General features: G+C 76.4%; 24 protein-coding genes. 17 read left to right on the forward strand and 7 right to left on the reverse strand.

Annotated features, from left to right (window positions below; translation table 11 throughout):
- The first annotated feature begins 25 nt into the window (after positions 1-25).
- From E9529_RS09165 to E9529_RS09190, 6 genes are all read left to right on the forward strand, one after another.
- Positions 26-913, forward strand: coding sequence for a MoxR family ATPase (locus E9529_RS09165; protein ID WP_236830849.1), 888 nt, complete (start codon positions 26-28; stop codon positions 911-913).
- Positions 906-2,015: a VWA domain-containing protein gene (locus E9529_RS09170; RefSeq protein WP_236830850.1), complete on the forward strand. Its 1,110-nt coding sequence runs from the start codon at positions 906-908 to the stop codon at positions 2,013-2,015. Before E9529_RS09165 ends, E9529_RS09170 begins: the two co-directional genes overlap by 8 nt.
- 41 nt (positions 2,016-2,056) lie before the next feature.
- The gene (locus E9529_RS09175; protein WP_236830851.1) at positions 2,057-3,178 is read left to right on the forward strand and encodes an XdhC/CoxI family protein; all 1,122 of its coding nucleotides are present in this window, start codon (positions 2,057-2,059) and stop codon (positions 3,176-3,178) included.
- Between the two features lie 23 nt (positions 3,179-3,201).
- Complete coding sequence (locus E9529_RS09180) at positions 3,202-3,747, forward strand: MOSC domain-containing protein (RefSeq protein ID WP_236830852.1); 546 nt, start codon at positions 3,202-3,204, stop codon at positions 3,745-3,747.
- Between the two features lie 99 nt (positions 3,748-3,846).
- The gene (locus E9529_RS09185; RefSeq protein WP_236830853.1) at positions 3,847-4,569 is read left to right on the forward strand and encodes a hypothetical protein; all 723 of its coding nucleotides are present in this window, start codon (positions 3,847-3,849) and stop codon (positions 4,567-4,569) included.
- 20 nt (positions 4,570-4,589) lie between these two features.
- Entirely contained in the window at positions 4,590-6,467 is a 1,878-nt protein-coding gene (locus E9529_RS09190) for a MoxR family ATPase (RefSeq protein WP_236830854.1), read from the forward strand.
- Positions 6,468-6,561: 94 nt separating this feature from the next.
- On the opposite strand, the gene E9529_RS09195 is transcribed toward E9529_RS09190, so the two are convergent.
- Positions 6,562-7,689, reverse strand: a complete 1,128-nt coding sequence (locus tag E9529_RS09195; RefSeq protein WP_236830855.1) for an NDMA-dependent alcohol dehydrogenase — start codon at positions 7,687-7,689, stop codon at positions 6,562-6,564.
- 170 nt (positions 7,690-7,859) lie between these two features.
- Here E9529_RS09195 and E9529_RS09200 point away from each other — a divergent pair, with 170 nt between their 5' ends.
- Together E9529_RS09200 and E9529_RS09205 are read left to right on the forward strand one after the other, a co-directional pair.
- Positions 7,860-9,302 (forward strand): bifunctional 3-(3-hydroxy-phenyl)propionate/3-hydroxycinnamic acid hydroxylase, encoded by a 1,443-nt coding sequence (locus E9529_RS09200; protein ID WP_236830856.1) that lies wholly within the window; start codon positions 7,860-7,862, stop codon positions 9,300-9,302.
- Positions 9,303-9,330: 28 nt separating this feature from the next.
- Positions 9,331-9,534, forward strand: a complete 204-nt coding sequence (locus tag E9529_RS09205; RefSeq protein WP_236830857.1) for a hypothetical protein — start codon at positions 9,331-9,333, stop codon at positions 9,532-9,534.
- Positions 9,535-9,554: 20 nt separating this feature from the next.
- Here the strand turns inward: E9529_RS09205 and E9529_RS09210 are convergent, their stop codons facing one another.
- The 3 genes from E9529_RS09210 to E9529_RS09220 all read right to left on the reverse strand — a co-directional run bounded on the left by E9529_RS09210 (position 9,555) and on the right by E9529_RS09220 (position 11,962).
- A complete protein-coding gene (locus E9529_RS09210) occupies positions 9,555-9,977 on the reverse strand; it encodes a DUF1707 domain-containing protein (protein ID WP_236830858.1) in 423 nt (140 codons plus the stop codon).
- A gap of 35 nt (positions 9,978-10,012) precedes the next feature.
- Positions 10,013-11,245, reverse strand: coding sequence for a pre-mycofactocin synthase MftD (gene mftD, locus E9529_RS09215; RefSeq protein ID WP_236830859.1), 1,233 nt, complete (start codon positions 11,243-11,245; stop codon positions 10,013-10,015).
- 120 nt (positions 11,246-11,365) lie between these two features.
- Positions 11,366-11,962 carry a TetR family transcriptional regulator gene (locus E9529_RS09220; protein WP_236830860.1) on the reverse strand — a complete coding sequence of 199 codons (597 nt, stop codon included), beginning with the start codon at positions 11,960-11,962 and terminating at the stop codon, positions 11,366-11,368.
- Between the two features lie 117 nt (positions 11,963-12,079).
- On the opposite strand from E9529_RS09220, the gene mftA reads away from it, so the two are divergent.
- The 4 genes from mftA to E9529_RS09240 all read left to right on the forward strand — a co-directional run bounded on the left by mftA (position 12,080) and on the right by E9529_RS09240 (position 15,663).
- Complete coding sequence (gene mftA, locus E9529_RS09225) at positions 12,080-12,214, forward strand: mycofactocin precursor MftA (protein ID WP_236830861.1); 135 nt, start codon at positions 12,080-12,082, stop codon at positions 12,212-12,214.
- 13 nt (positions 12,215-12,227) lie between these two features.
- Complete coding sequence (gene mftB / locus E9529_RS09230; RefSeq protein WP_236830862.1) at positions 12,228-12,533, forward strand: mycofactocin biosynthesis chaperone MftB; 306 nt, start codon at positions 12,228-12,230, stop codon at positions 12,531-12,533.
- Entirely contained in the window at positions 12,530-13,756 is a 1,227-nt protein-coding gene (mftC, locus tag E9529_RS09235) for a mycofactocin radical SAM maturase (RefSeq protein WP_236830863.1), read from the forward strand. Before mftB ends, mftC begins: the two co-directional genes overlap by 4 nt.
- A 71-nt stretch (positions 13,757-13,827) precedes the next feature.
- Positions 13,828-15,663 carry a bifunctional diguanylate cyclase/phosphodiesterase gene (locus E9529_RS09240; protein WP_236830864.1) on the forward strand — a complete coding sequence of 612 codons (1,836 nt, stop codon included), beginning with the start codon at positions 13,828-13,830 and terminating at the stop codon, positions 15,661-15,663.
- Here E9529_RS09240 and E9529_RS09245 read toward each other — a convergent pair.
- Together E9529_RS09245 and E9529_RS09250 are read right to left on the reverse strand one after the other, a co-directional pair.
- Positions 15,660-16,139: a pyridoxamine 5'-phosphate oxidase family protein gene (locus tag E9529_RS09245; RefSeq protein ID WP_236830865.1), complete on the reverse strand. Its 480-nt coding sequence runs from the start codon at positions 16,137-16,139 to the stop codon at positions 15,660-15,662. The genes E9529_RS09240 and E9529_RS09245 overlap by 4 nt on opposite strands.
- 39 nt (positions 16,140-16,178) lie before the next feature.
- Positions 16,179-16,556, reverse strand: a complete 378-nt coding sequence (locus tag E9529_RS09250; protein WP_236830866.1) for a YchJ family protein — start codon at positions 16,554-16,556, stop codon at positions 16,179-16,181.
- Between the two features lie 103 nt (positions 16,557-16,659).
- On the opposite strand from E9529_RS09250, the gene E9529_RS09255 reads away from it, so the two are divergent.
- The gene (locus E9529_RS09255) at positions 16,660-17,457 is read left to right on the forward strand and encodes a response regulator (RefSeq protein ID WP_236830867.1); all 798 of its coding nucleotides are present in this window, start codon (positions 16,660-16,662) and stop codon (positions 17,455-17,457) included.
- A gap of 20 nt (positions 17,458-17,477) precedes the next feature.
- Positions 17,478-18,170 (forward strand): mycofactocin biosynthesis peptidyl-dipeptidase MftE, encoded by a 693-nt coding sequence (gene mftE / locus E9529_RS09260; protein ID WP_236830868.1) that lies wholly within the window; start codon positions 17,478-17,480, stop codon positions 18,168-18,170.
- Positions 18,171-18,182: 12 nt separating this feature from the next.
- Here mftE and E9529_RS09265 read toward each other — a convergent pair whose 3' ends face one another.
- Positions 18,183-19,184 carry an iron-siderophore ABC transporter substrate-binding protein gene (locus E9529_RS09265; protein WP_236830869.1) on the reverse strand — a complete coding sequence of 334 codons (1,002 nt, stop codon included), beginning with the start codon at positions 19,182-19,184 and terminating at the stop codon, positions 18,183-18,185.
- A gap of 128 nt (positions 19,185-19,312) precedes the next feature.
- Here E9529_RS09265 and E9529_RS09270 point away from each other — a divergent pair, with 128 nt between their 5' ends.
- The 3 genes from E9529_RS09270 (at position 19,313) to E9529_RS09280 (ending at position 22,652) form a co-directional block, all read left to right on the forward strand.
- Positions 19,313-19,867 (forward strand): cysteine hydrolase family protein, encoded by a 555-nt coding sequence (locus E9529_RS09270; RefSeq protein WP_236830870.1) that lies wholly within the window; start codon positions 19,313-19,315, stop codon positions 19,865-19,867.
- Complete coding sequence (gene mftF / locus E9529_RS09275; protein ID WP_236830871.1) at positions 19,864-21,273, forward strand: mycofactocin biosynthesis glycosyltransferase MftF; 1,410 nt, start codon at positions 19,864-19,866, stop codon at positions 21,271-21,273. The genes E9529_RS09270 and mftF overlap by 4 nt, the downstream gene beginning before the upstream one ends.
- A 107-nt stretch (positions 21,274-21,380) precedes the next feature.
- Positions 21,381-22,652, forward strand: coding sequence for a multidrug effflux MFS transporter (locus E9529_RS09280; RefSeq protein WP_236830872.1), 1,272 nt, complete (start codon positions 21,381-21,383; stop codon positions 22,650-22,652).
- The last annotated feature ends 50 nt before the right edge of the window (positions 22,653-22,702 follow it).

Below are 22,702 nucleotides of genomic sequence, written 5' to 3' on the forward strand. Positions count from 1 at the left end.
GTGGCCGGGTGGGATGCTGCTGCGTGTGAGCGAGCGCACGGTCCCCGGGAACCCCGTAGAGCTGGCTGCCGCGCTCGAGGGCACCGGCTACCTGGCCGACGAGGGGCTGGCCACCGCCGCGCACCTGGCGCTGGCCATGCACCGGCCGCTGTTCCTCGAGGGCGAGGCCGGCGTCGGCAAGACGGCCCTGGCCCAGGCGCTGGCGCAGATCACCGGCCGGCCGCTCTACCGGCTGCAGTGCTACGAGGGGCTGGAGGCCAGCCAGGCGCTCTACGACTGGGACTTCGGCCGCCAGCTGCTGCACCTGCGCGCCGCCGAGGCCGCGCACGCCGCCGACGACCCCGCCCGGCTCGAGGCCTCGCTCTACGACCGCCGCTTCCTGCTGGCCCGCCCGCTGCTGCAGGCGCTGGAGGATGCGCCGAGCGTGCTGCTCGTCGACGAGGTGGACCGCGCCGACGACGAGTTCGAGGCGTTCCTGCTCGAGATCCTCTCCGACTTCACCATCTCCATCCCCGAGCTCGGCACCGTGCGGGCGGAGGTGCCCCCGCTGGTGGTCCTCACCTCCAACCGCACGCGCGAGGTGCACGACGCCCTCAAGCGCCGCTGCCTCTACCACTGGCTCGCCCACCCCGACTTCGACCGCGAGGTGGCGATCCTGCGCCGCCGGCTGCCGCAGGTCACCGAGCAGCTGGCCCGCCAGGTGGCCCGGGCGACGGCGACGCTGCGCACCCTCGACCTGCTCAAGCCGCCCGGTGTCGCCGAGGCCATGGACTGGGCGACGGCGCTGCACACCCTGGGGGCGCGGGACCTCGACCCGGACCTGGCGGCGCGCACCCTCGGCGCGGTGCTCAAGTACCGGGAGGACACCGAGCGGGTGCGGTCGCTGACGCCGGAGGCGCTGCTCGGTGGCTGAGCGGGATGTGGTGGACACGGTGCTGGGCTTCGCCCGGACGCTGCGGCACGCGGGCGTGACCGCCTCCCCGGACCGGGTCCAGGCCATGCTCGCCGCGCTCGGCCACCTCGACGTCCTGCGGCCCTCGGCGGTCTACTGGGCCGGCCGGCTCACCCTCTGCGCCGGGCCGGACGACCTGGACCGCTACGACGCCGCCTTCCTCGCCTGGTTCTCGGGCCGCCGCCCCCGGCCCGCCCCCGCGGCGGCGCAGGTGCGGCCGCGGCTGGCCGCGAGCGCGCCGCTGGACGCCGGCACCGGCGAGGGCGACGAGGACCCCGACGCCCCCGATCTCGCGGCCCGGGCCAGCGCCGACGAGGTGCTGCGCCACCGCGACGTCGCCGGGCTGACCGATGCGGAGAAGGCCCACCTGCGGCGGCTGTTCGCGCTGCTGGTCCCGGCGGCGCCGATGCGCCCCGCCCGGCGCCGCCGGCCGGCCGCCCACGGCTCGGTGCACCCCGCCCGCACGGTGCGGCGGGCGCTGCGCGACGGCGGGGAGGTCAGCCGGCTGGTGCACCGCCGGGCCCGGCCCCGGCCGCGACGCGTGGTGCTGCTCGTCGACGTCTCGGGGTCGATGACCCCCTACGCCGATGCGCTGCTGCGCTTCGCGCACGCGGCCGTGCGGGCTCGGCCGGCGTCCACCGAGGTGTTCACGATCGGCACCCGGCTGACCCGCGTCACCCGCGAGCTGCGGCTGCGCGACCCCGACCGGGCGCTGGCCGCCGGGGGCGAGGCGATCCCCGACTGGTCCGGCGGCACGCGGCTGGGCGAGGTGCTCAAGGCGTTCCTCGACCGGTGGGGGCAGCGCGGCACCGCGCGGGGGGCGGTCGTCGTCGTCTGCAGCGACGGCTGGGAACGCGGGGACGCCGCGCTGCTGGCCGAGCAGATGGCGCGGCTCAAGCGGCTGGCGCACACCGTGGTCTGGGTCAACCCGCACAAGGGCCGCGTGGGGTACGAACCCCTCACCGGCGGGATGCAGGCGGCGCTGCCGTCGGTCGACCACTTCGTGGCCGGGCACAGCATGGCCGCGTTCGAGGAGCTGTCGGGAGTGATCGCCCGTGCTTGAGGCGTTGCACGTGGAACATCGCGGTGCGGGAGGGCGAGCCCATGCGTGACGTGCTGGACGACCTCGTCGGCTGGTGGCAGGCGGGGGAGACCGTCGGCGTGGGCACGGTCGTGGGCACCTGGCGCTCGGCGCCGCGGCCGGCCGGCGCCTCGATGCTCGTCGGGCCCGACGGCACCGCGGTCGGCAGCGTCTCGGGCGGCTGCGTCGAGGGTGCGGTGTACGAGGAGGCCAAGGACGCGGTCGAGACCGGCGAGCCGGTGCTCCGCCGCTACGGCGTCAGCGACGACGACGCCTTCGCCGTCGGGCTGACCTGCGGCGGCATCCTCGACGTCTTCGTCGAGCCGGTGTCCCGCGAGTCCTTCCCGGAGCTGGGTGAGGTCGCGGAGTCGGTGGGCCGGCACGAGCCGGTCGCCGTCGTCACCGTGGTGGCCGGGCCGGAGGACCGGCTGGGCCGCCGGCTGGTGCTCTGGCCCGACCGCACCTCCGGCACGCTGGGCTCCCGGCGGCTGGACGACGCCGTCGCCGACGACGCCCGCGGCATGCTGGCCGCCGGCCGCACCGCCCTGCTGCACGTGGGTCACGACGGCGAGCGGCGCGGCGACGACCTGACGCTGTTCGTGAACTCCTTCGCCCCGGCGGCCCGGATGGTGGTGTTCGGTGCCATCGACTTCGCCGCCGCCGTCGCCCGCGTCGGGGCCTTCCTCGGCTACCGGGTGACCGTCTGCGACGCCCGGCCGGTGTTCGCGACGCCGAAGCGGTTCCCGGAGGCGCACGAGGTCGTCGTCGAGTGGCCGCACCGCTACCTGCAGGCCGAGGTCGACGCCGGGCGGATCGACGAGCGCACCGTGCTCTGCGTGCTCACCCACGACCCGAAGTTCGACGTCCCGCTGCTGGAGGTCGCGCTGCGCACCCCGGTCGCCTACGTCGGGGCCATGGGCTCGCGCCGCACGCACGACGAACGGCTCGCCCGGCTGTCCGAAGCGGGCCTGACCGACGGGGAGCTCGCCCGGCTCGCCTCGCCGATCGGCCTGGACCTCGGCGCTCGTACGCCCGAGGAGACGGCGGTGTCGATCGCGGCGGAGATCATCCAGGGCCGGTGGGGCGGGAGCGGCCGGCGGCTGGCCGAGGTCGAGGGTCCCATCCACGGGACGGCGGAACGCTGAGGCACCGCTACGACGTCGAGGTCGTGGGGCTGCTCGCCTCGCCGGTGCACCGGTACGACGGCCGGCCGGGGACGGCGGTGCCCGGGCAGGCGGCCGACCGGCGGGAGCGGCTGGAGGTCCGGGCCGGCGTGGGCATCGTCGGTGACCGGTACGCCGGGAAGGCCGCCCACCGCGACGCGCAGGTGACCGTGCTGGCGGTGGAGTCGCTGGAGGAGCTCGCCGCGGAGCTCGGTGCCGGTCCGTTCGACCCGTTGCTCGCCCGGCGGAACGTGGTGCTGCGCGGCGCGGAGGTGGAGGCGCTGCGCGGCCGGGAGTTCGCCCTCGACTGCGGGGAGGGCCCGGTGCTGCTGGGCGGGGGGCGGCCGGCCAACCCCTGCGCCTGGATGGACCTGGTGCTCGCGCCCGGCGCGCACCGCGGCCTGCGGGGGCGCGGGGGCGTGCGCTGCGCGGCGCTCTCCGACGGCGTGCTGGGGCTGGGCCCGGCCGTGCTGAGCAGCCCGGTACCGCTGGACGCGGCGGCCGCCGGGCGCTCCCGGACCCTGCTCCCCCGGCGGCGCCCGGCCCTCTGAGGGGTGACCACGCCGACCCCGGTGGGCGCCGCGGGGGCCGCCGCCGGGCACCATGGCGCCGGGCGGGGCCGACCGGCGCCGCCGGACCCGGGGGGAACCATGCGCATCCAACGTCTCGCCACGGCGGGCGCCGCCGTCCTGCTGCTCGCCGGTTGCGGCGGCTCCGAGGACGCCGGCACGGCAGCACCGGCCACGACGACCGCCGCCGAGGAGAGCGGGAGCTCGCTGGCCGACCAGGACGCCGCCGAGGTGGTCGACACCGCCTTCAGCGCCCTGGAGGAGGCCGGTGCGGCGCACGTCGTCGGGTCGATCGAGGAGAGCGGCTCGACGCAGGAGCTCGACCTGCGGCTGCAGGGCGAGGACGCCCAGGGCACGATCACGATGGACGGCGCGACCGTCGAGCTGGTCTACACCGCGGGCACCGCCTACGTCCGGGCCCCGGCCGCCTTCTGGGCCTCCTTCGGCATGCCCGCCGAGTTCGCCGGGCAGCTCGAGGGCCAGTGGGTGCTCATGCCCGAGGAGGCGGCGGGCTCGTTCAGCACGCTGACCCTCTCCGGGCTCGTGCAGGAGCTGCGCGCCTCCGGCGGCAGCGAGATCACCGGCGAGGTGACCACCGGCGAGCTCGACGGCGAGCCGGTCGTCGTCGTCACCCAGGACGACGGCAGCACCCTCACCGTCGCCGACGACGAGGACGCCCCCTACCCGCTGCTCATCGAGGACGAGGGCGACGCCCCGGCCACGGTGCGGTTCAGCGAGTTCGGCGAGACCGTCGAGATCACGGCGCCGGAGAACCCGGTCGACCTGAACACCCTCGGCGGCTGATCTGCCGTAGCGTCCGGCCGGTGAGCGAGGGTCTCCCGGTCATCGGGCTGCAGCGCGAGCGCGAGGTGCTCACGGTCGCGCTGCAGACCCACCGGCACGTCGTCCTGGAGGGGCCGCCCGGCACGGGGAAGTCGACACTGCTGCGAGCGGTCGCCGGCGAGGTGGGGCGCGACGTCGTCTTCGTCGAGGGCAACGCCGAGCTGACCCCGGCCCGGCTGGTCGGCTCGTACGACCCGGCGGCGGTGATGGCCGAGGGGTACGTGCCCGGGAGCTTCACCGACGGCCCGCTGCTCACCGCGATGCGCGGCTCGGGGCTGCTCTACCTGGAGGAGCTCAACCGCATCCCCGAGGAGACGCTCAACGTCCTCATCACGGTGCTGACCGAGGGCGAGATCGCCGTCCCCCGGCTGGGCACGGTGCGCGCGGCCGCGGGCTTCCGGCTGATCGCGGCGATGAACCCCTTCGACGCGATCGGCACCGCGCGGGTGGGCCAGGCGATCGCCGACCGCATGTGCCGGGTGGTGCTCGGCTACCAGGACGAGCCCGCGGAGCGGGAGATCGTCGCCTCCGTGACCGGTGCGCGGCCGCGGCCGGTCGCCCTCGCGGTGGCGCTGGTGCGGGGCACCCGCGGGCACCGCGACCTGCGCACGGGCTCCTCGGTGCGCGGCGCGGTCGACCTGGTGCTGCTGCTCGACGGGCTGCTGCGGCTCCGCGGCCTGGCCGGTCTCGACGACGACGGCGCACGGGAGGCGGCGCGGGACGCCCTGCACGCGGCGCTCTCCGGCCGGATCCGGGTGACCGAGGGCGTCGAGCGCACCCCGGAGTCCGTGCTGGACGAGATCCTCGACCAGGTGTGGCCCGCCGCGGCCGGTGCGCCCCCCGACCCGTCGCCCGGGGCGCCGCCGCCGCCCGCCGGGGACGGCCCGGGAAAAGCGGGGGGCCTGCCGCCTGAGGCGGCAGGCCCGGACAGCGGGGGCGCGCGGCGCGAGCGGCCGGCCCGGCGGGGCCCGCGGCAGACCGCGCGCCGGGAGCTGCAGCTGCGGCACGCCGCCTTCGACGAGGTCAGCCCCGAGGTGGGCGAGCTCGACGAGGAGGCGTTCGCCGGGCTGATGGGCGCCGACCCCGACGCGGCGGCGGCGCTGCTCGCCGACCTCGCGACGGCCACCGACCGCGAGCTGCGCGCGGCCGCACGCCGGCTCGCCGCCCGCGTGTTCGTGCAGGTGGGCCGGGTGGGGGCGGCCCGCGCCCGGGGCACCCGGCGGCTGGTCACCGCCCGCGGCGGCGACGGCGAGCTGGACCTGGACCGCACGCTGGAGCGGTGGACCGGCCCGTGGCCGCCGGCCCCCGAGGACGTCGCGACCCGGCGGTGGACCGGTGCCCGCCGTGCGGTGTGCCTCGTCGTCGACCGGTCGGGCTCGATGAGCGGGCTCGGGGTGGCGATCGCCGCGGTCGCCGCCGCGGGCGTCGTCCTGGCCGCCGGGGAGCGGCTGGGCACGAGCGTGCTGGCGTTCGCCGACCGGGTCGAGGTGCTGCAGCAGCACGGCCGGCACCGCTCGGCCGAGGACCTGGTGCTGGCGCTGGTGGGCCTGCGCGGGCACGGCACGACCGACCTCGCGGCGGCGCTCCGGGCGGCGGCCGCGCAGCTGCGGACGGCGGCGCACGCCGACGAGCGGCTGGTCGTGCTGTTGTCGGACTGCCTGGCCACCGCCGGGGACGACGCCGCCTCGGCCCTGGGCGGCATCGACCGGCTGGACGTGCTGTGCCCGCTGCCCGGCGGGACGGCGGAGGAGGAGGCGCTCGCCGCGTCGCGGGCGCTGGCGGCCCGCGGCGGGGGCTCGGTCGCCCCGGTGCGCTCGCTGGCCGACCTGGGCCCGGCGCTCACCCGGCTGCTGGGGTAGTCATCCCTGCGCCAGTCGGTCTCTGCCCACGGGGAGTGGGCAGAGACCGACCGGCGCGGATGGAGGACCTACCGGGGCCGGTGGCCCCGCGGGCTCAACGGTCGGAGTCGCCGTAGACGATCATCCCGCGGATGTTCTTGCCGTCGCGCATGTCCTGGTAGCCCTGGTTGATGTCCTCGAGCTGGTACTTCGTGGTCACCAGCTCGTCGAGCTTGAGCTGGCCCTCCTGGTAGAGGGAGAGCAGCTCGGGGATCGCGTTGCGCGGCGCCAGCCCGCCGAAGATCGCGCCCTGCAGGTCCTTCTGCAGCAGCGTGAGTTCGAACAGGCTGAGCTTGACGTCGACGTTGGCGGCGTTGCCCATGCCGGTGACGACGGCGCGGCCGCCCTTGCCCGTGACGCTGAGCGCGGCGGCGATGTCCTCGCCCTGGATGTCACCGACGGTGATGATCGTCTTCTCGGCCATGCGGCCCCAGGTCAGCTCGTTGATCGCCGGGGTGGCCTCTTCGATGTTCGCGAAGGCGTGCGTGGCCCCCATCTGCATGGCCCACTCGCGCTTCTGCGCGACCGGCTCGATCACCATGACCCGCTTCGCGCCGGCGGCGGCCGCGCCCTGGACGGCGTTCATCCCGACGCCGCCGACGCCCATGACGACGACGTTCTCGCCCGGCCGCACGTCGGCGACCTTGGTGGCCGAGCCCCAGCCGGTGGTGACGCCGCAGCCGACGAGGGCGGCGACCTCGAGCGGGATGTCGGGCTCGATCTTCACGACAGAGGCCTGGTGCACCGTCATGTACGGCGAGAAGGTGCCCAGCAGGCACATCGGGATGACGTCCTTGCCGCGGGCCTGCACGCGGTAGCTGCCGTCGGAGATCGACGTGCCGGCCAGCAGGTTGGCGCCGAGGTCGCAGAGGTTCTGCTGCCCGCGCGAGCAGGGCGGGCAGGTGCCGCACGCCGGGATGAAGGCGGTGACGACGTGGTCGCCCTCCTGCAGACCGGTGACGCCGGGACCGACCTTGGTGACGACGCCGGAGCCCTCGTGGCCGCCGATGACCGGGTAGGACGCCACCGGGGTGCCGCCGGTGACCAGGTGCTCGTCGCTGTGGCACAACCCCGAGGCGGCGAGCTGGACCTGGACCTCGCCCTCCCGCGGATCACCGAGCTCGATCTCCTCGATCGACCACTCCTCGCCCACGCCCCACAGGATCGCGCCCTTGGTCTTCACCCGGCTGTTCCTTCCGTCGACCCGCGTCGTCGCGGGTGGCCCGCGCACACGTCGGAGCGGCGTGTGCAGTGCGTCACAGACTGCTGAGCAGCAGGCCGCCGCGTCAAGGCACCCGGTGCCGCGTGCAACGTGCTGCACCCTCGCGGCCCCTCGTCGGCCAGACTGGCGCCGTGACGGGCGGGCCGGTGGTCGTGGTGGGCGCCGGTCCCGTGGGGCTCACCGCGGCGCTGCTGCTGGCCCGCCGCGGGCTGGAGGTCCTCGTCCTCGAGCGGCACGCCGCGCCCTACCCGCTGCCGCGGGCGGTGCACCTCGACGACGAGGTGTTCCGGGCGCTGCAGGCCGCGGGCGTGGCCGACGACGTCGCCGCGCGCTGCCGGCCGATGGCCGGGCTGCGGCTCCTCGACGGCGGCCACCGGGTGCTCGCCGAGTTCCGCCGGGCCCCGGACGCGGGCGCCCACGGCTGGCCGCAGGGCTCGTTCGTCCACCAGCCCGACCTGGAGGAGGTGCTGGCGGCCGCCGCGGCGGCGGCGCCCGGCATCGAGGTGCGGCGCGGCTGCGAGGTGACCGGCCTGGCCCAGGAGCGCGGCGGGATCACCGTGCGGCTGGCCGAGCGGGAGACCGGGGCGGAGCGGTCCGTCCGGGCCGCGGCGGTGCTGGGCTGCGACGGCGCCAACAGCACGGTGCGGGAGCTGATCGGCGCCCGGATGGTCGACCTCGCCCCCGCCGACCGGTGGCTGGTCGTCGACGCGCGGGCGCGGGCGCCGCTGCCCGTCTGGCCCGGCGTGCACCAGGTCTGCGACCCGCGCCGGGCGGCCACCTTCATGCCGGTCACCGGCGACCGGTACCGCTGGGAGTTCCGGCTGGGACCGGGGGAGACCGCCGAGGAGCTCGCGGCCCCGGAGCGGCTGGCCGCCCTGCTCACGCCGGTCACGGGTGCGGCCGACGTCGAGGTGCTGCGGGCGGTGGAGTACACGTTCCGGGCGCAGGTCGCCGACCGCTGGCGGGACGGGCGGGTGCTGCTGGCGGGCGACGCCGCGCACCTCACCCCGCCGTTCGTCGGCCAGGGGCTGGGGCTCGGGCTGCGCGACGTCCACCAGCTGGCCTGGAAGCTCGCCGCCGTCCTCCGCGGGGAGGCGCCGGACGCGCTGCTGGACACCTACCGCGCCGAGCGCGAGCCGCACGCCCGCGAGCTGATCCGGGTGGCCCTGCTGCTCGGGCGGCTGATGACCGGGGGCGGGCGCGGCGGCGCGGCGCTGCGGCGGGTGGTGCTGGCCGCCGTCCGCCGGATCCCCGCCGTCGCCCAGCTGGCCACCGACAGCCGCACCCCGCCGCTGCGCCGCGGCCCGCTGGTGGCGCGCCGTGGCCGGGCCGGCCGGCGGCTGGCCGGGACGCTCCTCCCGCAGCCCGACGTGGTCGTCGACGGCGCCGTCCGCCGGCTGGACGACGTCCTCGGCGACGGCTACGTCGAGATCACCGCGGACCTGCGCATCCGGCGGCCGGACGGGACCACCGTGCCGATCCAGGACCCGACCGGCACGCTCCGGCGCTGGCTGGGGGGTGCCGCGCTGGTGCGCGTCCGCCCCGACCGCATCGTCCGCTCGGTGCGGGTGTGAGCGCCCGCGCCGGGGTACCGCCCCACCCATGAACATCGACAAGGACCAGATCCTGCAGCTGCTGCGTTCCCAGGGCGAGGACGGCAAGGCCCAGCAGGCCGACCAGGAGCTGCCCGGTCAGGTCGACACCGAGCGCGACGCCGGCCTGCTGCAGAAGTTCGGCATCGACCCGATGGACCTGGTCAAGAAGCTCGGCGGCGGGGGAGGGCTGGGCGGCCTGCTCGGCCGCTGACGCCCACGGCCGGCCCGGCCTCAGCCGCGGTCGGGCCGGCCGATGCCGATCGCGTAGAGCGCACCCAGCACGGCCCCCGGGGGCACCGCCACGTAGAGCCACCACGGGTGGATGCCGCCCACGGTGAGCTCGAGGATCCCCCAGACGGCGAGGTTCACCAGGGTCAGGCAGAGCCAGACGGTGGTGAGCACCTTCATCGCGGTGCCGGCGGCGTCGTCGCGGAACACCCGCCGCGGACCGGGCGGGGGCGGCAGCGCCGGCAGGTCGGCGGTCACCCGAACCAGCTCGCCGCGGGTGCGGGCGGCCCAGGTGGCCCGGACCCGCTCGTCGAACTCCGCGAGGTCGAGCTGGCCGGCGTCGTGGGCGCGCTGCAGCCCCGCCGCGACGTCCGCGCGCTCGGCGTCGGAGATGCGGAGGTCCTGGGACCGGACCGGCTCGCTCACGCGGGCCATCCTCGCAGGGGGACCGGCTCCGCGGATCAGGCCTCGCGGCGGCGGCGCGCCGGGGAGGTGGCCAGCAGCGCGTTCTCCACCGCCGTGTCGCCGAGCGCCCGCTCGAAGCCGGGCGGGACGACGAGGTCGTCGCGGCTGAGGTCCGCGACGTCGGACCGCCCCAGGCCGACCATGGCCGCGCCCAGCCCGTCCCGCAGCAGGTCCAGCACGTTCTCCACGCCGGCCTGGCCGTTGGCCGCGAGCCCCCACAGGTACGCCCGGCCGATCATGACCGCCTTCGCGCCCAGGGCCAGCGCCTTGGCGACGTCGCCACCGCGCCGGATGCCGCCGTCGAGCAGCACCTCGATCTGGTCGCCCACGGCCTCGGCCACCGCGGGGAGCGCCCGCACCGAGGCAGGCGTCCCGTCGAGGTTGTTGCCGCCGTGGTTGGAGACCGAGATGGCGGTGACGCCGGCGTCGACGGCGCGCTTGGCGTCGTCGACCCGCATGACGCCCTTGAGCATGAACGGGCCGTCCCACTGCTCGCGCAGCCAGGCGACGTCCTCCCAGGTGGGCATCGGCGACTGCTGCCACATGCCGTAGGCGCCGAAGAAGGTCGGCGCCGGATCGCCCGGGGTGGCCACCATGTTGGGCACCGTCAGGTCGGGGAGCTTGCGGGTGCGGGCGAAGTCGAGCAGCCAGCGCGGCTTGAGGGCCACCTGCGGCGCGTACCGGCGCACCGCCTCGAGGTCGATCTTCTCCGGGATGAACGGGCTGCCCCAGTCGCGGCCGTAGGCGAACGACCAGTCCAGCGTGGCGATCAGGCCGACGGCGCCGGCCTTCCGCGCCCGCTCCATGCGGGCGAGCATCTCCTCGCGGGTGCCCACCCAGTACACCTGGAAGAAGGTCTGCGGGTTGGCCGCCGTGACCTCCTCGATCGGCTTGCTGGCGAACGAGGAGAGCCCCATCGCCACCCCCCGGGCGGCGGCGGCGCGGGCGACGGCGACCTCGCCGTCGGGGTGCACGGCCTGCACGCCGGTCGGGCTGATCAGCACCGGCATCGACACCTGCTGGCCCATGACCGTGACGGCGGTGTTGCGCTCGTTGGCCAGCCCGGCGGTGTGCGGGGAGAAGCCGAGCTCGGCGAAGGCGGCGAGGTTGTCCTCGAGGGTCAGCCCGCGCTCGGAGCCCGCGACCAGCGCGCCGTAGACGCCCTTGGGCAGCCGCCGCTTCGCCCGGCGCTGGGCCTCGGCGACCGACTCGAACCACGCGCTGGCCATGGGGCTCTCCTTCGTCCGGCCCGGTCGACCGGGCGGTGGGCCGGCGCGGCGGCCGGTGGCACTGAGTGCCAGGCTAGCGCCGAAGATGAGACGGCGGCCACACCGGGTCGCCCGCGGGGGTCAGCCGCGCAGGCCGGGGAAGCCGGCCGCGATCTCGCCGAACGCCAGGTGCAGGTGCCCGGTCAGAGGCGTGCCCGGCTCGGCGAGCCACGTCTCGAACGCCGTCGTCGCGGCGGCGCGGGTGCTCGCCGCGACCAGCCGCGGCAGCAGCCCCGTGGGCGCTCCGCCGGTCCGCGCCGCGACGTGCCGGGCGACCACCCGGTCGACCTCGGCGAAGCGCAGCTGGCTGTGCGCGAGGAGGGCCGGCTCGGCGAGGATCAGCCGCATGCGCTCCCGCAGCAGCGGCAGCTCGGCGTCCGGGTAGTCGTTCACCTCGACGTAGGCGGCGCAGACCGAGGTGAGCACCGGCTGCGCCGGGTCGGCGTCGGCGAGCAGCCGCTCGAGCCGCGCGACGTGCCCGGCGAAGTCGCCCCAGACGGCGTCGGCCTTGGTGGGGAAGTAGCGGAAGAAGGTCCGGCGGCTGATGCCCGCGGAGTCGGCGACCTCGTCGCTGGTCACCCGCTCGAACCCGCGGGTGGTGAACAGGTCGAGCGCCGCGCGCTCCGCCCGGGCGCGCCCGTCCGGGACGGCCGCGACCGCCGCCCTCGTCTCCGCCACGCCGGCATTGTGCCCGCCGGCCGGCCCCCGCGGACCCGGCCGACCCCGGTGTTGCTCCTGGCACCGGGTGTCACTAACGTCCGGCCCGTCCATGTGACCGCGTTCACGGAGGCCGACATGCCCGAGACCACCCCCGCCGACGTCCCCGCTGTGGAGTTCCGGGCGCCCGAGGCCCCCGCGACCGAGGAGGCCCTCGTCGAGGAGTCGCTGGTCGAGGAGGTCTCCATCGACGGCATGTGCGGCGTCTACTGAGCCGCCGCCCCCGATGACCGCCCCGGCCGGGCCCGCGGTGACGGCCGACTTCGACCCGGCGCTGCCCTGGCAGAAGGCCCGCTCGGTCGCGTTGCGGCCGGAGCCGTTCGGCGCGCTGGTCTACCACTTCGGCAACCGCAAGCTGTCCTTCCTGAAGTCGAAGCAGCTGGTGGCGGTGGTGGAGGCGCTGGCCGACCACCCCAGCGCCGAGGCCGCGCTCGACGCGTGCGGCGTGACCGAGGCCCAGCGCGGCGCCTACGTGAAGGCGCTGGCTGACCTGGCCCGCTCGCAGATGATCACCCCCCGGGAGCCCGAGTGACCGCCGTCCTTCCTGCGAAGCCCCAGCGCCCCACCGGCGGGCGGCTGGTCGACCAGTTCGAGTACGGGCTGGACGCGCCGATCTGCCTGACCTGGGAGCTCACCTACGCCTGCAACCTGGCCTGCGTGCACTGCCTGTCGTCGTCCGGACGGCGGGACCCGCGGGAGCTCTCGACCGCCGAGGCCGAGGCGGTCATCGACGAGCTGCAGCGGATGCAGGTCTTCTACGTCAACGTCGGCGGCGGCGAGCCGACGGTGCGGCCGGACTTCTGGCACCTGCTCGACTACGCCATCGGCCACGACGTCGGCGTCAAGTTCTCCACCAACGGCGTGAAGCTGGACAAGGCGCGCGCCGCGCAGCTGGCGGCGACCGACTACGTCGACGTGCAGATCTCCCTGGACGGCGCCACCGCCGAGGTCAACGACCGGGTCCGCGGCACCGGGTCGTTCGCCACCGCCACCCGGGCGCTGGAGAACCTGGCCGAGGCCGGGATGAAGGACTTCAAGGTCTCGGTCGTGGTCACCCGGGAGAACGCCGGGCAGCTCGACGAGTTCAAGGCGCTCACCGACCGCTACGGCGCCCAGCTGCGGATCACCCGGCTGCGCCCCTCGGGCCGCGGCGCGGACGTCTGGGACCAGCTGCACCCCACCCAGGCCCAGCAGCGCGAGCTGTACTCCTGGCTGCTCGCCAACGGGGAGCAGGTGCTCACCGGCGACTCGTTCTTCCACCTGTCGGCGTTCGGCGAGGCGCTGCCAGGGCTCAACCTCTGCGGCGCCGGCCGCGTGGTGTGCCTGATCGACCCGGTGGGCGACGTCTACGCCTGCCCGTTCGCCATCCACGAGAACTTCCTCGCCGGCAACGTGCGCGACGAGGGCGGCTTCCAGCGGGTCTGGCAGACCTCCGACCTGTTCCAGGAGCTGCGCAGCCCGCAGACCGGTGGCGCGTGCACCAGGTGCGCCCACTTCGACGCCTGTCGCGGCGGCTGCATGGCGGCGAAGTTCTTCACCGGCCTGCCGCTGGACGGCCCCGACCCGGAGTGCGTGCAGGGCTACGGGGAGACGGCGCTGGCCGCCCGCGACGCCGCGACGGTGATGCCGCGCAGCCACCTGGACCACTCGCACACCGGCCCGGTGCGCGGCCAGCCCACCCTGCTGGGCATGCCCGCCCTGCCGCCGGCGAAGGCCTGCGACGAGTCGCCGCTGGCGGGCCTCGACCTCCGCTGACCCCACCCCCTCGGAGGGGGGAGCCTGCCCGGCCGCTCCAGCGCCGGGCGGGCCGTGCCGATGCCTGCGAGGTGATCAACGCACCGCGTGCCCGCCTGCTCCGGCTGCTGCCCCAGGGCCGTCTCCTGCCCGAGCCGGTGTGGCAGCGGCGGCACCGCGCGATCGTCCGGTTGTGCCTCGCGGTGGCGGGCGTGCTGGTGCTGCTCTCCTGGTCCTGGGGCCACGGGCAGCCGGCCGCCGTGGCCGTGCTGCTCGCCGTCGCCGGGCCGCTGGCCGTCGAACTCGTGCCCACCGCCGGGCGGACGGCGCGCACGGCGGCGACGACGGTCAGCCTGCTGGCCGCCTGCGTCGCGCTGGTGCACCTGTGGGGCGGCGTCACCGAGTCGCACTTCGCCTTCTTCGTCATGGTCGGCGTCGTCTCGCTGTACCAGGACTGGGTCCCCTACGGTCTGGCGCTCGTCGTCGTGGGCGCCCACCACGGGCTGGTCGGCACGCTGTTCCCGCACGAGGTGTTCGGCCACCACGGCGCCGGCGACCCGTGGCTGTGGGCCGCGGTGCACGCCGCGTTCGTGCTCGCGGCGAGCGCGGCCCACCTGGCCGCGTGGCGGCTCAACGAGGACCAGGTGCTCAGCGACCCGCTCACCGGGCTGGCCAACCGCACGCTGCTCGAGGACATCACCCACCGGGTGCTCCAGCGCGGTGGCGCCCTGAGCGTGCTCTTCATCGACCTCGACGACTTCAAGGACGTCAACGACAGCCGGGGCCACGCCGCCGGCGACGTGCTGCTGCAGACCGTCGCCGAGCGGCTGCGCGACTGCGTCCGGCCCGAGGACCTCGTGGCCCGGCTCGGCGGCGACGAGTTCGCCGTCGTCGTCCACGGCGGGGAGGACGTCGCCCGGGCCGTCGGCGAGCGGGTGCTGCTCTCCTTCGCCCTCCCCGTCCCGCTGGACCACGGCGCCACCACGGTGCACGGCAGCATCGGGATCGCCACCGCCACCGCCTCGGTCACCGCCGCCGACCGGCCGGACGCCGCGACGCTGCTGCACCGGGCGGACCTGGCGATGTACCTGGCCAAGGCCCAGGGCAAGAACCGGCTGGTGGTCTACGCGACCGGCATGGGGGACGCCGCGCACCGCCGCGCCGCCCTGCAGCAGGACCTCGCCGGCGCGATCGCCGCCGGGCAGCTGGCGGTCCACTACCAGCCCACGATCGCGCTCGCCGACGGCCGCACCACCGGGTTCGAGGCGCTGGTGCGCTGGCACCACCCCGAGCACGGCACCGTCCCGCCCGCGGAGTTCATCCCGCTGGCCGAGGAGTCGGGCGCGGTCGTGGAGATCGGCCGCTGGGTGCTCCGGCAGGCCGTCCGGCAGGGGGCCGCGTGGTCGGCCGAGCACGGGGCCCCGCTGCGCATGGCGGTCAACCTCTCCCCGCGCCAGCTCGCCGACACCGACGTCCGCGCCGACGTGGCGGCGGCCCTGGCCGAGAGCGGGTTCCCGGCGGAGCAGCTCACCCTCGAGGTCACCGAGGGGATGCTCGTCCGCGACGTGGACCGCACCGTCGGCCAGCTGGAGAGCCTGCGGGCCCTGGGCGTGCGCATCGCGATCGACGACTTCGGCACCGGCTTCTCGGGGCTGTCCTACCTGCGCCGGCTGCCGGCCGACGCCCTGAAGATCGACCGCAGCTTCATCAACGACCTGCCCACCGGCGGGGCGGCGACCACGCTGGTCAGCTCGATCGTCGAGCTCGCGCGCAGCCTGGGCCTCGACGTCGTCGCCGAGGGTGTGGAGACCGAGGAGCAGCGGCTGGTGCTGCGGGCAATGGAGTGCGGCTCGGCCCAGGGCTACTTCTTCGCGCGGCCGGAGCCGGCCGAGCGCGCGGGCGCCCGGCTCGGCGTGCCGGCGTCCTAGAGGTCGACCTTCTCGTTCTCCCCGGCGTCGATCCGCTCGCCGGTGGCCTTGGCCTTCACGAAGCTGAAGGCGGTGGCCAGCCGGCCGCCCGGGCTGTCCCAGTACTCCGCGGAGTCCCCCTCGACCTTGATCAGCACGACGTCGGGGTCCTCGGGGCCGTTCGGGAACCACGCCTCGACGCCGCCGTTCCAGAGCTCCTTCTTCTTCGCGAGGTCGTCGACGACGCGCGCGGTGCCGGTGAGCGACACCCAGGTGCCGCCGGAGCCGATGCCGACGTTCACCTGGGGCTGAGCGGTGACGTGGGCGACCGGGTGGGAGCCGCGCTCGGCGTAGAACCACAGGTCGCCGTCGAACTCGACCTCCTGCAGCGTCATCGGGCGGCTGGTCAGCTTGCCGCCGGGGGCGATGGTGGTGAGGAAGCCGAAGCGCTGTCCCTTGATCAGCTCGGCGACCTTGCGGGTGTCCTCTGCGCTCATGCCCCCGCAGGTGCCCACGGCGGCGGCCCGCGACACGCGTCAGCGGCCGTCGACGTAGCGCCAGGCGCCGTCCTCGCGGGCGAAGCGGCTGAGCTCGCGCTGCTCGCCGTCCACCCCGCCGTGCCGGTAGCGGGCGACGAACTCCACGGTCCCCTCGGCGGCGAGCAGCCCGCCGCCGGTGGTGGCGAGCACCTCCAGGCCGGTCCAGCGCACCGCGGGGTCGAGGTCGAGCGCCGGCGGCCGGGTGGTGGGGTGCCAGGTGCGCAGCAGGTAGCCGGCGTCGCCGAGGGCGAAGGCGCTGTACCGCGAGCGCATGAGCTGCTCGGCGGTCGCCGCGGGCGCCGAGCCGTCGTGGCGCGGGCCGCAGCACTCCGCGTAGGGCAGGCCGGTCCCGCAGGGGCAGCGACGAGGGGGCACGCCCCGGATCCTGCCCGGTGCCGTCGTCCGCTCGACTCACGCCGGGCGGGCGGCTGCCGAAGACAGTCCCAGACGGCGGTGCGCGACGAGGCAGGAGGACGGCGTGGCGAAGGTGCTGGTGGTCGAGGACGAGGACACCACCCGGCTGATGCTCGAGCGGCGGCTGACCTGGGCGGGTCACCGGGTGCGCGCGGCGGCCTCGGCCGACGAGGCGACCGACCTGCTCGACGGGGTCTTCGCGCCCGACGTCGTCGTCACCGACATGTTCATGCCGGGCGGGAGCGGTCTCGCCCTGGCCGGGGCGTTGCGCGGGCACCCGACCTGCGGCGACGTCCCGGTCGTCTTCCTCAGCGGGCGCGCGCTGCCGGGCGACGTCGCGGCCGGCCGCCGCCTCGGGGCGACCTACCTGCCCAAGCCGTGCACGCTCGCCGACCTGGCGGCGGCGATCGACGCGGCCACCGGCACCAGCGCCGACGAGCTCGAGGACGTGGTCCGCCGCCGGCTCGGCGACGTCGCCGGCGTCGAGGAGGAGGCCGAGCGGGCGCTCACCGCCCGGCTGCTGCGCACCTTCCTGGTCACCGCGCCGGCGAACCGCGCCGCCGTGGAGCAGGCGCTGCGGACGGCGGACGCCGCGGCGCTGGAGGCGGCGGCCCACCGCCTGGCCGGCGCGGCCGGCACGCTCGGCGCCGACGCGCTGGCCGCCGTCTGCCGGACGCTGGAGGAGCGGGCGCACGACGGCGAGCTCGACGGCGCCGACGCCACGGTCGCCGTGCTGGTCGACCAGCTCGCGCAGGTCTGCGAGGTGTTCACCGGGCTCGCCGAGGAGCTCGAGGAGGACGTGCTCGTGGAGGACGTGCCCGTGGAGGACGTGCCCGTGGAAGGCGCGGTCCCGGCGACCTGACCGGGGCCTAGGGTGCGGCGGTGACCTCCCTCGGCACCGCCACCTGGCCGGAGCTGCCCGAACGCCCGCTGCTGGTCGTCCCGCTGGGTGCGGTGGAGCAGCACGGCCCGCACCTGCCGCTGACGACGGACACCGCCGTCGCCACGGCGGTCGCCGACGGCGCCGTCGACCGGTTGCCCGGGGCGCTGCTGGCGCCCGCGCTGGCCTACGGGGCCAGCGGCGAGCACGAGGGCTTCCCCGGGACGGTGTCGCTGGGCACCGAGGCGCTGACCGGGCTGCTGGTCGAGTACGGGCGCTCCGCCTGCCGGTGGGCGGGGCGCGTGCTGATCGTCAACGGGCACGGCGGCAACCTCGACGCGCTGCGGACGGCGGTGCCGCGCGTGCGGGCCGAGGGCCGCGACGTGGCGTGGTTCCCCTGCGGCTTCCCGGACGGCGACGCGCACGCCGGCCGGACCGAGACGTCGCTGATGTTGCACGTGGAACCGGATCAGGTCCGGCGGGACCGCGCCGTGACCGGCGAGACCACGCCGATCCGCGCGCTGCTACCTCGGTTGCGGGCCGAGGGCGTGCGGGCCGTCAGCCCCACCGGCGTGCTGGGCGACCCGTCCGGCGCCGGCGCCGAGGAGGGGGCCCGGCTGCTCGACGGGCTGGTCGGCCGGCTCACCGCCGCCGTCGGCACCTGGCACGTGGACGACGCCGGGCGGCTGCGGTGAGCCGCTGAGCGCCTAGTCCAGCGCGTCGGCGAACTGCGGGACGGTCGCGTCGATGGCGTACAGCAGCCCCGGGGCCGAGGCGCTGGAGAACGCGTTCAGCACCGTGAGGTCGTCCAGGACGACGGCGCGCCCCTCCTGGACGGCGGGCAGCGCCTGCCACAGCGGGTTGCCGGTGAACTCCGAGGCCTCCACGAAGATCGGGAAGACCACCGTGAGCTCGGCGTCGAGCAGCGACAGCTGCTCCTCGCTGACCGGCACGAAGAAGTTCTCGGTCGCCAGCGCCTCGATCTCGGCCTTGTTCTCGAAGCCGAGCTGCTCCATGAACTGCACGCGGGAGTCGCCGCTCACGTAGGCGCCGAAGCCCTCGGAGGTGTAGGCGCCGACGGCGACCTCGGTGCCGTCGAACTCGGGGTGCTCTGCGGCGGCCTCGGTGAACGCCTGCTCCACCTCCGCGGCGAGCTCGTCGGCCTCCTCGTCCCGGCCCAGCGCCTGGCCGACCATCTCCAGCTGCTGCTGCCAGGTGGTCTGGTACGGGCCCACGCCCGCGGGCGGGCCGATCGTGGGGGCGATCTGGCTCAGCAGCTCGTAGCGGTCCTGCTCACCGGAGGAGCGGGTGTCCAGGATCAGGTCGGGCTCCAGGGCGGCGATCGCCTCGAAGCTGGGCTCGAGGGTCTCGATGAGCACCGGCGGCTCCTCGTAGCCCTGCTCGACCCAGTCGCCGAGGCCGTCGTCGCCGCCGACGGCGAGCCAGTCGCTCGCGCCGACCGGCTCCACGCCCAGGGCGAGCGCCGTCTCGGCGTCGGACCAGCCCAGCGCGACCACGCGGGTGGGCTCCTCATCCACCGTGACGTCGCCGAAGGCGGTCTCCACCGTGACGGGGAAGCCCGTCGACGACGGGCCGCCGGCCGCCTCGCTCCCGGCCGGGGCAGGCTCGTCGCCGGCGCCGCAGCCGGTGACGACGAGGGCGGTGGCCGCGAGCGCGGCGGCGCCCCGGAGGGCTGGGCGGACGAACATGGGAACTCCTCCGACGGTCAGGTAAGGGTGACCTAAGCACACGGATCCGGCAATCCGGTGCCCGGGGCCCGATCGCTACTGTCGGGGACCCCGCGGGCAGCGGGCGGGAGGGCACGAGGAGAGCGGGCATGGACGGCGTGAGCGCGGGCCACGAGGGCTGGCTGGTCGTGGTCGACCTGCAGCACGTGTTCGGCGAGGAGGACTCGCCCTGGACCGCCCCGCGGTTCGAGGAGGTCCGCCCGCGCATCCGCCGGCTGGTCGCCGCCTTCGGCGAGCGCGTCGTCTGGACCCGCTTCGTCGCCCCCGCGGAGCCGACCGGGGCGTGGAAGGAGTACTACGCGCAGTACGACTTCGCCCTGCAGCCGCCCGACGCGCACTGCTACCAGCTCGTCGAGGACCCGGGCGGCCACCCGGTCGTCGACGCCACCACGTTCGGCAAGTGGGGGCCGGAGCTGGCCGCGGTGGTCGGGGAGGGTCCGATCACCGTCGCCGGGGTCGCCACCGACTGCTGCGTCGTCTCCACCGTCCTGCCGGCCGCCGACGCCGGCGTGCACGTGCGCGTCGTCACCGACGCGTGCGCCGGGGCGGGCGACGAGGAGCACGAGCGGGCGCTGCAGGTGATGGCCGGCTACGCCCCGCTGGTCTCCTTCGCGACGACCGACGAGGTCCTGGCGGACGGGTGATCCCCGCCCCGCCCGGGAGCCGGCTCCCCGACGGCTTCGCCGTCGCGCTGGACCCGCGCACCCGCCGCCGCGACGGCGGCAGCACCCTGCTCGGCGGGTCGCCGCTGCGCCTGGTGCGGCTCGCCCCCCGCGCGGCACGGCTGCTGGCCGCCGACCGCCTGGTGGTCGCCGAGCCGGCCGGCGCCGAGCTCGCCGGGCGCCTGCTCGACGCGGGCCTGGCCCACCCGGACCTGCCCGCGGACCCCGACCCGGCCGGGGTCACCGTTGTCGTCCCCGTGAAGGACCGCCCGGAGGGGCTGGCCCGCCTGCTGGCGGCGCTGCGCGCCGACCCGGCGACCGCGGACCTGCCGGTCGTCGTCGTCGACGACGGCTCCGCGGTGCCGGTCACGGCGCCCCAGGGCGTCCGGGTGCTGCGGCACCCGGCCGCGCGGGGGCCGGCCGCCGCCCGAAACGCCGGGCTGGCGGTGGCGACGACGGAGCTCGTCGCCTTCCTCGACTCCGACTGCGTGCCGCTGCCGGGGTGGCTGGCCCGGCTCCGCCCCCACCTGGCCGACCCGCGGGTGGCCGTGGCCGGCCCGCGGATCGTGCCGCTGGCCGGCGCGGCGCGCGGCTGGACGAGCCCCTACGAGGAGGTCGCGGGCGCCCTGGACATGGGCCCGCAGCCGGCGCCGGTGCGGCCGATGTCGGCGGTCCCCTACCTGCCGAGCGCGGCGCTGCTGGTGCGCCGGGCGGCGCTGGGGGAGGGGTTCGACGAGGCGATGCGGGTCGCCGAGGACGTCGACCTGGTCTGGCGGCTGACCGCCGCGGGCTGGCGGGTGCGGTACGAGCCGGCGGCCGCCGTCGCGCACGAGCACCCGGCGCGCACCGCCGGGTGGCTGCGCCGCCGCGCCTTCTACGGCACCGGCGCCGCGCTGCTGGCCGCCCGGCACGGCCCCGCCGTCTCGCCGCTGGTGATCGCCCCGGAGACGGCGGCCACCTGGGCGCTGCTGGTGGCGGGCGGCCGGTGGGGCCGGGTGGCCGGCGTCGGGCTGCTCGGCTGGACCACCGCCCGCCTCGCCCGCCGGCTGGCCCGCCCGGGGGAACCCGTCCCGGCCGCGCTCGCCGCCGGCCTGGTGGCGCGGGGCCTGGCGGCCTCGGGGCAGGCGCTGGCCCGGTCGGTGACCCGGCACCACTGGCCGCTGGCCGCGGCGGTGGCCGTGGGCTCGCGCCGGGCCCGCCGGGGGGTGCTCGCCGTCGCCGTGGGGGATGCGCTCGTGGGCTGGTGGCCGCACCGGCGGCGGATCGGACCGGTCCGCCACGGCCTGGCCCGGCGGCTGGACGACCTCGCCTACGGCGCCGGGCTGTGGGCCGGCGCGGTGCGGGCCCGCGACCTCCGGGCCCTGCTGCCGGTGCGCCCGCCCCGCTGACGAGATGCGCGGGTGCCGGAATGCCCGGCGGTCCCGGCGCCTTGGAGGGGGTCGTACTGCGGTCCGACCAGCGTGGGTCCCGCTCAGCACCGATCGACGGGGGACCCGTGACCATCACCCAGGACCGCACCGCGCCCGCGGCGGCCGCACCGGCACCCGCACCCGCCCGCCCCGGTGCCGCGCGCACCGCGCTGACCCTGGGCGCGTTCGTCGCCCTCGGTCCGCTGACCATCGACATGTACCTGCCGGCGCTGCCGAGCATCACCGACGACCTGCTGACGACGTCGGCCACGGTGCAGCTCACGCTCACCGGCACGCTCGTCGGCCTGGCCCTCGGCCAGCTGGTCATCGGCCCGCTGTCGGACGCCTGGGGAAGGCGCCGCCCGCTGATCGCCGGGACGGCGCTGCACGTGCTGGCCTCGCTGCTGGTGCTGGTCGCCCCCACGATCGCCGTGCTCGGCGGGCTGCGCTTCCTGCAGGGCGTCGGCGCCGCCGCGGGCTCGGTCATCGCGCTGGCCGTGGTGCGCGACCTCTACGACGGCCGGGCCGCGGCGACGATGCTCTCCCGCCTGTTCCTGGTGCTCGGCGCCGCGCCGGTGCTGGCGCCCACCCTCGGCGGGGAGCTGCTGCGCTTCACCAGCTGGCGCGGCGTCTTCGCCGCCCTCGCCGCCTACGGGCTGGTGATGGTGGTCGTCGGGTGGCTGACGCTGCGCGAGACGCTGCCGCCGGAGCGGCGGAGCAGCAACGGGGTGCGCGGCACGCTGCGCATCTACCGCGGCCTGCTGCACGACCGGGTCTACGTCGGGCTGGTGCTCGTCGCCGGCCTGACCATGGCGGGCCTGTTCAGCTACGTGTCGGGGTCCTCCTTCGTCTACCAGGAGGAGTTCGGCCTCGACGAGCAGCAGTTCGGCCTGCTGTTCGGCGCCGGGGCGTTCTGGCTCATCGCGGCCACCCAGCTCAACCCCCTCCTGCTGCGCCGCTGGTCCCCGCAGCGGCTGCTCGTCGCCGGCACGGTGCTCGGCGCGCTCGCCGGGGCGGCGCTGGTCGGCCTCGCCGGCACCGGCACCGGCGGCCTCCCCGCGGTCACCGGCGCGCTGTGGGTCGTGCTGTTCGCCTGCGGTCTGGCGCTGCCCAACGCCCCCGCGCTGGCGCTCTCCCGGCACGGCGAGGCCGCCGGCAGCGCCGCCGCCCTGCTCGGCGCGGTCCAGTTCGGCGTCGGCGCCGTCGTCTCCCCGGTGGTGGGCCTGCTGGGCAACGACTCGACGGCGGTCGGCCTGGTGGTCGTCGCGGCGCTGGCGCTGGCGCTGGTCGTCCTGGGGACGGTCGTGCGGCCCTGGCAGCTGCCGACCGGCGACGGGGCGGCGGCCGCCGCGCGCTGACCCGCAGCCGCCGCTCTGGTGGAAATTGCCGGTAGCGGCCACGATGGCCG

This window comes from Blastococcus sp. KM273128, assembly GCF_021698975.1.
Classification (GTDB): Bacteria; Actinomycetota; Actinomycetes; order Mycobacteriales; family Geodermatophilaceae; genus Blastococcus.

Excerpts from the sequence above, each read along its gene's own strand:
- E9529_RS09265 (WP_236830869.1), bottom strand. The coding sequence starts at position 19,184 with ATGTTCGTCCGCCCAGCCCTCCGGGGCGCCGCCGCGCTCGCGGCCACC.
- E9529_RS09270 (WP_236830870.1), top strand. The coding sequence starts at position 19,313 with ATGGACGGCGTGAGCGCGGGCCACGAGGGCTGGCTGGTCGTGGTCGAC.
- mftB (WP_236830862.1), top strand. The coding sequence starts at position 12,228 with ATGACCGCCCCGGCCGGGCCCGCGGTGACGGCCGACTTCGACCCGGCG.
- E9529_RS09185 (WP_236830853.1), top strand. The coding sequence starts at position 3,847 with ATGCGCATCCAACGTCTCGCCACGGCGGGCGCCGCCGTCCTGCTGCTC.
- E9529_RS09175 (WP_236830851.1), top strand. The coding sequence starts at position 2,057 with ATGCGTGACGTGCTGGACGACCTCGTCGGCTGGTGGCAGGCGGGGGAG.
- E9529_RS09205 (WP_236830857.1), top strand. The coding sequence starts at position 9,331 with ATGAACATCGACAAGGACCAGATCCTGCAGCTGCTGCGTTCCCAGGGC.
- mftA (WP_236830861.1), top strand. The coding sequence starts at position 12,080 with ATGCCCGAGACCACCCCCGCCGACGTCCCCGCTGTGGAGTTCCGGGCG.
- E9529_RS09245 (WP_236830865.1), bottom strand. The coding sequence starts at position 16,139 with ATGAGCGCAGAGGACACCCGCAAGGTCGCCGAGCTGATCAAGGGACAG.
- mftD (WP_236830859.1), bottom strand. The coding sequence starts at position 11,245 with ATGGCCAGCGCGTGGTTCGAGTCGGTCGCCGAGGCCCAGCGCCGGGCG.